Annotated in this window: 11 protein-coding genes and 2 pseudogenes; 1 reads left to right on the top strand and 12 read right to left on the bottom strand. The window is 60.6% G+C overall.

What is annotated here, in order from left to right; all coding sequences use genetic code 11:
- Positions 1-624 (top strand): ABC transporter ATP-binding protein (locus ACWTU8_RS31295; protein WP_455851179.1); only part of this gene is annotated, 624 nt, incomplete at its 5' end.
- Between the two features lie 162 nt (positions 625-786).
- On the opposite strand, the gene ACWTU8_RS31290 is transcribed toward ACWTU8_RS31295, so the two are convergent.
- The 12 genes and pseudogenes from ACWTU8_RS31290 to ACWTU8_RS31235 form a co-directional block, all read right to left on the bottom strand.
- Positions 787-1404 carry a plasmid pRiA4b ORF-3 family protein gene (locus ACWTU8_RS31290; protein WP_455851178.1) on the bottom strand — a complete coding sequence of 206 codons (618 nt, stop codon included), beginning with the start codon at positions 1402-1404 and terminating at the stop codon, positions 787-789.
- On the bottom strand, positions 1401-2984 hold the full coding sequence (gene tnpC, locus ACWTU8_RS31285) for an IS66 family transposase (RefSeq protein ID WP_455851180.1): 1584 nt from the start codon (positions 2982-2984) through the stop codon (positions 1401-1403). Before tnpC ends, ACWTU8_RS31290 begins: the two co-directional genes overlap by 4 nt.
- Before the next feature lie 93 nt (positions 2985-3077).
- A pseudogene (tnpB, locus tag ACWTU8_RS31280) lies at positions 3078-3351 on the bottom strand (IS66 family insertion sequence element accessory protein TnpB).
- Positions 3352-3401: 50 nt separating this feature from the next.
- A complete protein-coding gene (locus tag ACWTU8_RS31275; protein WP_455851181.1) occupies positions 3402-3569 on the bottom strand; it encodes a hypothetical protein in 168 nt (55 codons plus the stop codon).
- A gap of 77 nt (positions 3570-3646) precedes the next feature.
- Positions 3647-3799: pseudogene (locus tag ACWTU8_RS31270) on the bottom strand (transposase); the annotation flags it as partial.
- Between the two features lie 193 nt (positions 3800-3992).
- Positions 3993-4871, bottom strand: coding sequence for an SMP-30/gluconolactonase/LRE family protein (locus ACWTU8_RS31265; RefSeq protein ID WP_455851177.1), 879 nt, complete (start codon positions 4869-4871; stop codon positions 3993-3995).
- Positions 4872-6005 (bottom strand): mandelate racemase/muconate lactonizing enzyme family protein, encoded by a 1134-nt coding sequence (locus tag ACWTU8_RS31260; protein ID WP_455851176.1) that lies wholly within the window; start codon positions 6003-6005, stop codon positions 4872-4874.
- Positions 6002-7090 carry an NAD(P)-dependent oxidoreductase gene (locus tag ACWTU8_RS31255; protein WP_455851175.1) on the bottom strand — a complete coding sequence of 363 codons (1089 nt, stop codon included), beginning with the start codon at positions 7088-7090 and terminating at the stop codon, positions 6002-6004. The genes ACWTU8_RS31260 and ACWTU8_RS31255 overlap by 4 nt, the downstream gene beginning before the upstream one ends.
- Positions 7083-7847: a 2-phosphosulfolactate phosphatase gene (locus ACWTU8_RS31250; RefSeq protein ID WP_455851174.1), complete on the bottom strand. Its 765-nt coding sequence runs from the start codon at positions 7845-7847 to the stop codon at positions 7083-7085. Before ACWTU8_RS31250 ends, ACWTU8_RS31255 begins: the two co-directional genes overlap by 8 nt.
- Positions 7844-8776 (bottom strand): ribokinase, encoded by a 933-nt coding sequence (locus ACWTU8_RS31245; RefSeq protein WP_455851173.1) that lies wholly within the window; start codon positions 8774-8776, stop codon positions 7844-7846. Before ACWTU8_RS31245 ends, ACWTU8_RS31250 begins: the two co-directional genes overlap by 4 nt.
- Positions 8776-9540, bottom strand: coding sequence for a GntR family transcriptional regulator (locus ACWTU8_RS31240; RefSeq protein WP_455851172.1), 765 nt, complete (start codon positions 9538-9540; stop codon positions 8776-8778). The genes ACWTU8_RS31245 and ACWTU8_RS31240 overlap by 1 nt, the downstream gene beginning before the upstream one ends.
- Positions 9541-9758: 218 nt before the next feature.
- Positions 9759-10787 carry a hypothetical protein gene (locus tag ACWTU8_RS31235; protein ID WP_455851171.1) on the bottom strand — a complete coding sequence of 343 codons (1029 nt, stop codon included), beginning with the start codon at positions 10785-10787 and terminating at the stop codon, positions 9759-9761.
- Positions 10788-11353 lie beyond the last annotated feature (566 nt).

The raw sequence follows: 11353 nt of genomic DNA, 5'->3' as shown, positions 1-11353 counted from the left end.
GCCATTGTACGCGACCCGCAAGTCTTTCTATTCGATGAGCCTTTGTCGAATCTCGACGCCAAATTGCGTGTGGCAATGCGGGTTGAAATCAAGGAACTGCATCAACGCCTCGGCACGACGATCATCTATGTTACCCATGATCAGATTGAGGCGATGACGATGGCCGACAAGATTGTGGTGATGAAGGACGGCAAGGTCGAGCAAGTCGGCGCACCGCTCGATCTCTACGACAATCCGGGCAATGTCTTCGTTGCCGGCTTTATCGGCTCGCCGGCGATGAACTTCATCAAGGGCAGCATCGACTTCAAAGACGGCGAACAGATTTTCATTTCTGACGCCGGATCCGTGCTGCCCGCTCGTGGGGTCAAGGCGCAGGACGGCCAGCCGGTCATCTACGGCATACGTCCCGAGCATATCGAAGTCGATCCCGACGGTTTGGCGGCCACGATCTCCGTCCTGGAGCCGACCGGTTCCGAGACGCAGATTTTCGCCAAAATTGGCGAAGACGCAATTGACGCAGTTGTCAAGGATCGGCTCAACGCCCGGCCTGGCGAAGAGGTGAGACTGAGGATTGATCCGCGCTGGGTCCACATCTTTGACAGGCAAAGCGGCGCGCGCCTGTGACACACCATCCAGAAGCCGCATCCGACCCACGATCTCATCACAATGATCGACATCAATGCCTGGTCTGGCGATGAGAGGAACGGCTGAGCACTCACGCCAAGCGACGTCAACAGCGCATTTGCAAGGTAAGCCTCCGGTGAGGGCCGCGGCCCCCGCCGATCTTCAGCGTGCGTGGCTGCGGCTTTTCTCGAAGCCGGCCTTGCCGAGAGCATGGCGTCTGGCGAGCTTTCCGATCCGGGTTTGGATTTCGTCATCAGCGACATGTTCGGGGTCGAACGGGCGCCCGTACCAGCGTTTGAGTTCGCGATGCTGCTCGTGCTTGGGGTCGGCGATAGCGTCGAGGAACAGTTCGAAGCCGGGGATGCCGCCGACATCTTCAGGCGGGGCACGGCCGGCGCCGTCGATGTAGCGGGGATACTCGGCAGCGGGGTCGGCGTCGACGATTGCCTCGATCGTGATCGTGTGCCGCCAGTCGTCGCCGAAGTCGTAGGTGTAGGCCAATTGCGTGATGCCGCGATCGACCAGCGTGCCGAGCCGTATGGTCTTCGCCGAGTAAGTTTTGTCGCGCAGGCTATCCCATTCAGGATCAGGGATGGCGTATCGCTTTCCGTCAGCGCGGAACTCGAACAGGTGATAGTCGTCGAACGGCATGGCCGCCTGGATGACGTCGTGCAAGGCCGTGAGCGTCGCCATCAGCGGCACCTCGGCGCGCCGCCAGATGGCGGGCTGCCAGTCATCGAGTTGGATCCTGATCCGGGCGATGCGATTGGCGTGGCTCATGCCGCCAATCTTGCAGATTGCGCCTTCCAGTTCCACGGCAGGAGATCGCTCAGCGGGCCCTGCGGCGTATCGGCGATGCGGGCGAGCACGTCGGCGAGCCAGGCCTGCGGGTCGACGTCATTGAGGCGGGCGGTTGCGATCAGCGTGTATATGACGGCGGCGCGATCTGCGCCGCGCTGGGAGCCGGCGAAGAGCCAGGACTTCCTGCCGAGAGCCAAGCTGCGCAGCGCCCGTTCGGCGGCATTGTTCGTCAGGCAGATGCGCCCGTCATGGAGGAAGCGCGTGAAGCCTGCCCAGCGCTTGAGCATGTAGTCAATCGCCTGGGCGGCGGGTGCGTGACGCGATAGCTTGGCCCGCTCGCCACGGATCCACTCTTCCAACTCGGCGACGAGCGGCGCACTCCTTTCTGACCTGACGGCAAGGCGCTGCTCGCCAGCCAGTCCATTCATGTCGCGCTCAATGTCGAACAGGAGATCGATGTGTTTGACGGCCTCGAAGGCGATCGGCGAGATCGGCGGCGCAGTCTTTCCCCGACGCGCACTACCGGCGATGTCGGCCAGCACGAAGAACTTGCGCCTGGCATGGCTCCAGCAGAGCGCTTCCGTCACGAGGCCAGGCTTCCGCTCGGGGAGGTAGAGCCGGTTGTAACCGGCATAGGCATCGGCCTGCAGGATTCCATTGAACTGCTTCAGGTGCCGTTCCGGATGGTCGCCCGACCGGTCGCGCGAGGCATAAGACAGCGCGGCTGGCGGAGCGGGTCCGCCGAAGGGGCGATCGTCGCGGACATAGACCCAAGCCCGGCCGGTGTCGGTCTTGCCCTTCGCCAGAATCGGCACCGTGGTGTCGTCACCGTGAAGCCGCTCTGCCGAGAGCACATGCTCCTCGATTAGCGCATGCAGCGGACGCAGCACCGCCGCGCATGCGCCGACCTGATCGGCCAGCGTCGACAGGCTCAGCTCGACGCCTTCGCGGGCGTAACGTTCGCTCTGCCGGTTGAGAGGCTGATGCTGACCGAACTTCTCGAACAGCACCATGGCAAGCAGGTTCGGCCCGGCAAAGCCGCGCGGCGTGACATGGAACGGCGCCGGCGGCTGGCTGATCGCCTCGCACTGCCGGCACGAGAACTTCTCGCGCACCGTCTGGATCACCTTCCACTGGCGCGGGATCACCTCCAGCGTCTCGGTGACGTCCTCGCCCAGCTTCGACAGCTTGGTCGAGCCGCAGCAGGGGCAGCTCTCGGGTGCGGCGATGATGACGCGTGCGCGCGGCAGATGCTCCGGGAACGGTTTGCGCGAGGGGCGCCGGCGCTCAAACGTGCGAACCGTCTGTGACTGGAGGGCTGCCTGCTCCGCGGCCAATTCGTCCTCGGTTGCGTCCGCCTCCAGTTCTTCGAGCTGCAACTCCATCTGCTCGAGCAGCCTGGCCTTGCGTTCCGAACGGATGCCATAGAGCTCGCGCCTGAGCTTTTCGATCTCCAGCTTCAGCCGCGCAATCAGCGCCTCCGTCCCGGAACTGACCGCCGCCGCACGGGCGGCAAGGGCTTCGGCCTCGATGCGCGCGGCGCGCTCCGCGAGGATCATCGCGTGGGCGGCAGCGAGGTCGGAAGGGAGCGATTCAGCAGCGGACACAGGGCGATGGAATCACATCCACCACCATGTGCAAGGCCAAAATTATCAGCCAGTCGCCGTCGGGCGCCAGGTCTTCTGCGGCATGCGCCAGTCAATGCCTTCGAGCAGATAACCGAGCTGTGCCGGCGTGATTGTGATCACGCCGTCGGCCGGCGCTGGCCAGATGAAGCGGCCGCGCTCGAGCTTCTTCGAGAACAGGCAGGCGCCTTGGCCGTCGTGCCACAGAACCTTGGCGGAAGACGAACAGGTGACCGCTGTGCGGATCACGCTTCAGCGTCTCCTGCACCACCAGCGCAAGGCCCGGAAAGCCCTTCCTCATGTCGGTGTGGCCGGTCGCCAGCCACACCCGCACGCCGCTCGGAACCGGGATCATCGGGCCCCGAGCGCGTCCAGAACGCGCCGCAGCGCCTCGGCGTCCACATCGCGGTCGACGCGGACGCGGAGCCCGCCGCCAAGCTCGATCTCGATAATGCCGCTCTTGCGGCGACGTCGGCCAGGAGACGCCGATGGCGCCGACGCCTCAACAGCGGGTGGCATGGCAGCAGCCGAACGATCTCGACAGGGACCAATTGCGATGAACCGGCTTCGACCAGATCGCACAGGCCCTTGCGCCATCGAAAGAGCTGGCTGACGTGAATGCCCGCCGATCGCGCGACTTCCGACACCGACACACCAGGCTCAAGCGACGCCGCGACCAGGCGCTCTTTCTCCTCACGTGACCACCGCCGGCGCCTCTCAACCGACGTGATCACCTCCACCCGCGGCATCGTCATAGGGATACTCCTAGGATTGCCCCTAGGACTTCCGACGTTCGCCCTCAGCCTACAAGGCGGCTCCCACCGGAGGGATACTTTGCAAGTCCCTGCGGGCGATATGCACCGCCCCACAGGATGGCTTCAACCCCTATGAATCACGCCAGAACCTCATTGGGACTCTGAACCAGGTCAGAGGCAACGTGCTTTAGATTCTGCAACTGAAGGGCAGTCGACCAGCATGACTGACCTCCACGCGGAACAGGTTACCCGACTCGGGAAGTCGAAGAAGTTCGTCACACGATTGCCTGGTTCGCCGCGAGGTTATGAACAGCGTCCTCAGATTTTCGCCGCCAAATGCCGCACAGGTCGGCGCCATGCTCGGCATATCCACGCGATCTGTCAGGTGACCGTGCTCGTCAATTCGGACGACACAGCCGCCTCGCAGTCTGGTGCTCCAGTAGCCCCCTTCAATGTCCACGGAGGCGCCGTCAGGCGATCCCGGGGCGATGTTCGGGCCTGCCAGCGGACTCATCTCCGCAAGATCCGCAAATTGCGGTGCCACCACGAAACGCCGGATGGTGCCGTCCGTTGTATCGGTGAAGTACATGATCCGGCCATCAGGCGAGAATTCGAGTCCGTTGGCGGCCGCTACGCCACCGAAGAGCGTGACGACCTCACCATCTGGCGCGACGCGATAGACGCTTCCAACAGCCTCACGGCTCCATTCATTGTATGTGCCCAAGACAATCCCACCGTAGGGATCGATCGCGGCGTCGTTTACGCGGGTTTGCGCAAGATGCGGCTCGATCTTGGCCACTTGTGAGAAGTCGTTGAAGGTCGGGTCGGTGATGACGATAGACTTTGGAAAGCCAAGCACGAAGCCGCCACGCGCGCGTGGAAAGACGAACGCTGCACGATCGGGAAGTCGGTGCACTGCTGCAACTCTCCCGCCGTCGTCCCACCGGAACACGCACTTCGCTTCAATGTCAGTCCACCATAGACTCTGATCCGATGCACTCCAGTTGCATCCTTCGCCGAGCAGGTTTTGACAATCGAACGCGGTATACGCGTGATGAAGCCGCATTTACTTTGCACTCTGCAGATTTCGCTTCTGCAGCTCGGGAGGTTCGACAGCAAAGGGTTCGAGCTTTTCGTGGTCGAACACTACCCCGTGTCCAGGTGTGTCAAATGGAAAGGCCACTCCGTTCTCAAGGCGAAGTTCCGTTTGAAGCACACCCATCTCGGAGAAGCTCCCGCCGTGCACACACTCGAGGATGTCCGCGTTGTCTATTGCACACATCACTGCGACGGAGAGTTCGGACACGTAATGAGGCGCCATGGTGCGGTGAAATGACGCTGCCAGATTGGCAATCTTCATCCACTCGCTAATACCCCCAACGCGGCATACATCCGCTTGGACGATGTCGACGGCATTAGCCTGTAGATAGTCTGCAAATTGATGCCGCGTATACAGGCTCTCGCCGATCGCAATGGGCAGAGATACGAGGCGGCGCAGATCGGCGTGCCCCCGAACATCCTCGGCATGGAGAGGCTCTTCGATCCAGCCAGGCTCGAACGCGGATAGTTTCTGCAACCGTGTCATGCAGTCAGCGACATTCCAGCGCTGATTGGCATCGACGAACAGTCGTCGCGTGGGGCCGATCAATTTCCTCACGGCTACCAGACGTTCGAGATCTTCTTCTGCGTTTTCCCGACCGATTTTGATCTTTACCGCCTTGTGCCCCTGTGTCAGCAACCCTTCTACTTGAGTCAGTAGAGCTTCGCGGTCGAGGAAGAGGTCGATGCCACTGCCATAGGTGGGGATGCTTTCGCGCCGCGCGCCGAGCAGCCGGTATAGTGGAACGTTGTACCACTTAGCCGTAATATCCCATAGCGCGATGTCGACCGCGCCCAACGCGAGGGTGTTGATGCCCCCGGTACCGCTCCGATGCAATTGGCCATAGAGAAACGACCAAAGTCGTTCGATCTGTCGTGGATCTTCTCCGACGAGCATCGCTGCGCAATAGTCATCGATCAACGCGAGGATAGCGCTTCCGCCGATCCCGGTTGTGTAGGCAAAGCCCTCGCCAACGACTCCCGCGTCTGTGGTCACTCGCGTAATGATAAATTCAAGACTAGCGACGCGGTGTGTCGCATCCTCCCAGGAGACGGTAGGTGGGATGTGATAGAGTCGCGAGGTAACATCGACAATTTTCAAGGCTCGGCCCTCGCTGTCGTCATAAGAACTTCGGGGTTCGAAAGATTGGTCGGCTTGCCGGCCAAAAGGTCCCGCAGATTTTGCACAATGCAACGGGTGTGACGTACACGCATCTCTTCGGTCCACGCGGCGATGTGAGGCGTCGCAAGTACCCGCGGATGAGCAACAAGCGGGTCCCTCGGCGAAGGGGGTTCCGTGTCAAAGACGTCCAGCGCAGCACCGGCGATCTGTTCGCGATCCAAGGCTCTAAGGAGAGCAGGAGTGTCAATGAGGCCTGCCCGACCAGTGTTTATGAGATAGGCGTCGCGTGCCATCAGATCGAGCTTTTCTGCACTGATCATGCCGCGCGTATGCGTGCTGAGCCGCGCGTGCAACGTTACGAACGCTGAGCGGGCAAGAAGTTGGTCCAGTGTGACCGGTTCGACCGCAAGAGTCCTTAACTCGTCGGGATCTACAAAAGGATCGTGGGCGACAATGCTCATGCCGAAGCCGGAAAACTTCTCCGCCACGACACGACCGATGGCTCCAAAGCCGATGATTCCCAGAGTACGGGCGTGCAGCTCAATACCTGTGAACGCGAGTTGGGGAGAACTGGCGCCGCATCCCCACACAGTGTCACGATGAAATGCCTCCCCGGCGTCAAATTCAGGGGGGCGGGAGCTAATCCAGGTACTGGCAGGGATAAGATGTCGAGCAAGCCCCAGCGCAAGAGCAACCGTGAACTCCGCAACCCCGTGATCCGTTCGGCCGACCGTGTGGAGGACGGCGATCCCCCGCGCCGTGGCGGCTGCCACATCGACGTTCGCTTCCGGGGCCGAGCGCACCGACAGGATGACTCGAAGCTTAGGCGCGGCAGCCAGCACCGCCTCGTCGATGCGCTCATAACCGGCTATTAGAATCTCGGCATCAGCGATTTCCTCCCTTAGCTGATTGCGGTCACTGAACCACTCGCCAGCTGCCCAGCCGAGCAATCTGAGCTCGCTCATTTCGCGGAGCGAGTCGATACCCTCCGCACTGAGATCTGCCGTAGCCACGATGCGAGGTCGGCCACTGATCGATCTGATGAGGTCTGCGCTACTAGGCATCGAGGAGATAAACCGGATGATTGCAGTCTTGACCTTGCGCTGTCACCATCGGCACGATCATTGATTCGTTGACGCGCGCACAGAATTCTACGTCCTGCTGTCGAGAGTTGCCGATGAAGCGGCGCCCGGTCATCGATCCCAGCAACACATACACTGCGCAATTTTGCGAGTTTGCGAAGCCGTAAGCGAGCAATGCAGAGTCGTCGAGGTCCACTGCGCCGTCGGTCGCAAGTTGACAAAACCGGGAAACGAGCCTTCCCGCGCAATAGCTATCTTCAATTGCGATCTGCGAGTTGCGCAGCTGACCGGAGCAGATAATCGTGATATCTGCATTGCGCGATTGCGCCTCTGCGAACGCACGCTGGGCAACCGCATCCAGGTTTCGCAGTGAACCAATCAGTACCAAAGCTGCTCCTTCGCGCACTGCTACGAGTATGGCCGGCGTGCCATTGGACGTTGCGAGCATCGCAAAGCGGCCCGACAGATCGAGCCGTGATAGGAGGGACGGCGAAGGCTCGTAATCAAATCCGACCGGCGACGAACCGTCGTCCTGCTCCCCGCAGATAATGCCATTCTCGCCCACGGCGGCGCGCGCTTTGGCCACTTCCGAGCTAAACCCGCCGACAAAGACGCGTTCGCTGCCAGCGTCAAAAAGTCCGACGAGAGCCGTTGTGGCGCGGATCACGTCCACGACGATGCAAACATCTCCAGTAATAGCTGGGCGCCCAGTGGGAAGGAAAGCAACCTTAATTTTCATGCCGAGGCGATCCGGTTCTTCATCAAGTCTGTAATCTGTTCCTCATCGGGAAGCGCGGGAACCACAAGCTTTTTCGTGACTGCTAGAGCGCCCGCTGCGACGCCGCGGCGAACGGCGTCAGCGAGGGTCAACCCACTGGCCAGCCCTGCAGCGAGTGCCCCGTTAAATGCATCTCCAGCCCCAGTGGTGTCGACCACGTCGACCGGGTAGCTCGCGATTCTGGTCTGTCCGTCGGGCCCGGCTATCAGGGCACCATCCGCTCCCAGCGTCATGACAACGTGCCCCACGCCCAGGCTCCGTAATCTTGCCGCTAAATCGACGTCGGCCTGCTGATCGTCCACCTCCAGCCCCAACAGGATGCGTGCTTCGGACTGGTTCGGCGTTAGGATGTCAACGTCGGCAAGCATATCCTTAGGTAAGGCGCGAGCCGGTGCCGGATTAAGTATGGTCGTCAGCCCTCGCGCCTTGCCGATGGCGAGCGCGCGGGCCGCCGTCTCGACGGGGATCTCGAGCTGTGTGAGTAGGATGCCTGGCTTGGTCCAAGTGGCGGCGAAGGTTTCGACATCTGTCGCCGTGAGCTTCGCGTTGGCGCCGGGATCGGTAATGATGCGGTTCTCACCTGCGCCATCGAGAATGATGATCCCGGCCATCGTAGGCGTCTCGGCCATCTGCCTCACCGCCGAACAGTCAACGCCTTCGGCGCGCCAGAGGTGCAGGGCCTCATCACCGAATTTGTCCGCGCCAACGCCCGCCAGCAGTTTGCATCTGGCGCCGAGTCGCGTAGCTCCGATAGCCTGATTAGAGCCCTTGCCGCCATTTCCGAAGGCAAACCCCGACCCTAGTAGGGTTTCGCCCGGCGCCGGCACGTCGCCCACAATCCAAAACGCAACTCCGTAGGAGCCGACCACATAAACTTGGCAGGTGGGCATTATCCGCTCCTGGCGACTAATCGGCGAGGTTGAGAGACGCTCTTTCGCTCAATCCAGCAGCTATAATTGTAGCGATCTGCTCGGTAGGACGACGACGAAAAGTAGATCACGCGATCAGACGCGTCGAAGGCAGTGCGGTCGATCTGCAGCACCGCAGCGCCGCTTGACACATCAAGGGCTTTCGCCAGTTTTTTTCGCGCGATCCCGGCCCGTATCTCCTGCTTAGCTCGAGCGAGCGGCACACCTAGGTGTTGCTCGAGAATCTCGGTGAACGAGGCGTTGGCAAGGTCGAGTTTCTCCATGAGGCGCCCAATTGCTGCGACGAACGAAACCGTCTCAAGCGCTACGACTTCGTCGTCGATAGTTCGCACGCGCTCGATGGTTAAGACGCTCTCATCGGCCTGCACGTCAAGCGCAGCTGCAATCACGGCGTCAGCGGGACACCAATTGACCGCCATATGCCTAGTACCCGGCCGATATCCACGCGCTACAGCTTCCTCCGAAAATCCGGAAAAAGTTAGCAGGTCCCGATCAATGTGACGCTTTGCAACGAACGTCCCCTTGCCAGCGCGTCGATAAAGCAATCCTTCGCCGACAAGGGCGAGCACCGCCTGTCGAACAGTGCTGCTGCTGAGGTCGTGCTGCTTCATCAACTCCATCTCAGTGGGAAGTTGATCGCCAGCCTTGAAGCCGCCGCTCTCGATCTGAGTCCGAATAATGTCGGCAAGTTGGATATGAAGTGGCGCTCTTCCCTGCTGAACCATGGTGCCTCCTTAAGCCGAGTTTAGCTATCACACAGCCAAGGTGGGTAGCAATATTATGTTATTGCATTTTTGCAATAAATGAGGTTGGGTCGAACTTCTCATGTATCGTTCTTTCGCCTCAGGCCGAGGCAGGACGAGAGTGTCCAGCCAGAACCGGAATGGCCCGGAACAGCGGTGGTTCAAGCCAGGAGGGCCCAATTGCCTGCTCCGAGTTGCGACTACTGAATATTCGTCAGCAGCGTGGCCATGGCAGTAGTCATGGCGCTCGCATAACTATCGGGATCCTTCACCTCAAAGAGGAAGCGAGTTGATTCCCCACCGGCGTCCGTCCAGGTCGTTACCCCATTCTGTTCGCACTTTATTTCGACGGGCCGGAAGCCAAAAACCGCATCGTCTGTGCTCGACCCGTCGATAATCTTGCCCGTCTTGTCCACGGCTTGGGACACCATATGGAAGAAGCCGGCGGTGCACCACATGTCGCGATCGGCTCGGCGGGTCAAGTAGCTCGATGCATCGCTCCGCGGGGCCAGCAGCGGCTGCAGGTAGCGGGCATCGGTCCGCGCCTCGAGGCAGTAGGTAAAGTAGCTTTGCAGGACGGGCGACAACTTTGTCAGAACGTCGCTCTGCTTGAAACGGTAAAAAGTACCGTACCGCTCAACCTTTCTCTCCGTGTAATCCCTCAAGGTCTGGAAGCACGGCATCCAATAAATCGGACATGGGATGTTAAACGTGGCGGCGTAAGCGGCCGCGTTGAGTTCAACATTGTACTCTGTCCCTCCCTGCTTCGCGACATCGGGATGGCCCGTGCCCGCATTGAGGTAGATCCCGGTACATTTGTTGCGGAAAAGATCCGGATCAAGCTTGGCCGCAATGGCAAGATCGCGGCAGGAGCCAACAATACTAATGTAGGCCGGCCCTTCGCTGTCGCGAAGATAGTCGAGGAGGAACTCCGCGCCGGCGCGATCGCGCCTGGGAAGTGCAGCAAGCGACGCCCGGTCATGCGTGTAGGGAACGGAGGAGCCGACCGCCATGTGGGTCGGCAACCCCGTGAGGTAGCTCAGCTGCGCAATGCCGGTGACGTCCGGACTGAGGCCTGGAGGATCATCGGGCGGAAAGTCGACCAGGATACCGCCGAGTTCGAGTTGGCCCGACGCGGCAAGAGCATAGACGCATGCAAGGTCCCAGTGATCGTCCGGATCGGCATAGGGACGAAACAGGTCGGTCTGGTGAAGCAGCCTTATGGTCATGCGATCCTCATGGTTTCTTTGGTCCGCGACATTGCGACGGTGTCCGTGAAGCAGTAGGCGAACGCTAGCGTATTTCTTACAAAATTGCAATGTCATTATATTACGATAAAGTGTCAGTGCGATGCAATAGAGGGTGGGTGAGCAAAAATCGTCGAGCGCGACCTGCGCGTGAGCCGACCTCTGGACCGATTAGTTTCCGCACTACCACCTGGACGGACTTCAATCACCGCCGGTGGGCCGTCCGACCGGAAGTTCGAAAAGCGGCTCCGGGAGCTACGTGCCGGAGACTTGGCGCCCCGCGCGCGAGTCTCCATCGCGCGGCCGACCGGGCAATCCCCGCGAGCCCGACCAACTCACCCCCCTTCGCGCCCCCGGGTCTAGCTCCTGAAGCTCGAAGGTGACCGCTCGGGCATTTGCGACGGCAGACTAACGGCCTGCACACGGCTTCCCCCGCAACGATTTGCACGCGATAATTGAAGCCCAGAAAGCAGTGGGCGTAAATTACATGATGATGGAGACCGCAGTATATTCGCGTGAGTTCTTTATGATTCAAGAACTCTACAACA

Source organism: Mesorhizobium sp. BHbdii (assembly GCF_053848045.1).
Note: the sequence above shows the minus strand (reverse complement) of the source record. Positions and strands in the feature narration are given on the sequence as shown.

What these genes read in the sequence shown, in the direction of transcription:
- ACWTU8_RS31290 (WP_455851178.1), bottom strand. Translation starts at nt 1,404, where the DNA reads ATGAGCCACGCCAATCGCATCGCCCGGATCAGGATCCAACTCGATGAC.
- tnpC (WP_455851180.1), bottom strand. Translation starts at nt 2,984, where the DNA reads ATGATCCTCGCGGAGCGCGCCGCGCGCATCGAGGCCGAAGCCCTTGCC.
- ACWTU8_RS31275 (WP_455851181.1), bottom strand. Translation starts at nt 3,569, where the DNA reads ATGCCACCCGCTGTTGAGGCGTCGGCGCCATCGGCGTCTCCTGGCCGA.
- ACWTU8_RS31265 (WP_455851177.1), bottom strand. Translation starts at nt 4,871, where the DNA reads ATGCGGCTTCATCACGCGTATACCGCGTTCGATTGTCAAAACCTGCTC.
- ACWTU8_RS31255 (WP_455851175.1), bottom strand. Translation starts at nt 7,090, where the DNA reads ATGCCTAGTAGCGCAGACCTCATCAGATCGATCAGTGGCCGACCTCGC.
- ACWTU8_RS31250 (WP_455851174.1), bottom strand. Translation starts at nt 7,847, where the DNA reads ATGAAAATTAAGGTTGCTTTCCTTCCCACTGGGCGCCCAGCTATTACT.
- ACWTU8_RS31245 (WP_455851173.1), bottom strand. Translation starts at nt 8,776, where the DNA reads ATGCCCACCTGCCAAGTTTATGTGGTCGGCTCCTACGGAGTTGCGTTT.
- ACWTU8_RS31240 (WP_455851172.1), bottom strand. Translation starts at nt 9,540, where the DNA reads ATGGTTCAGCAGGGAAGAGCGCCACTTCATATCCAACTTGCCGACATT.
- ACWTU8_RS31235 (WP_455851171.1), bottom strand. Translation starts at nt 10,787, where the DNA reads ATGACCATAAGGCTGCTTCACCAGACCGACCTGTTTCGTCCCTATGCC.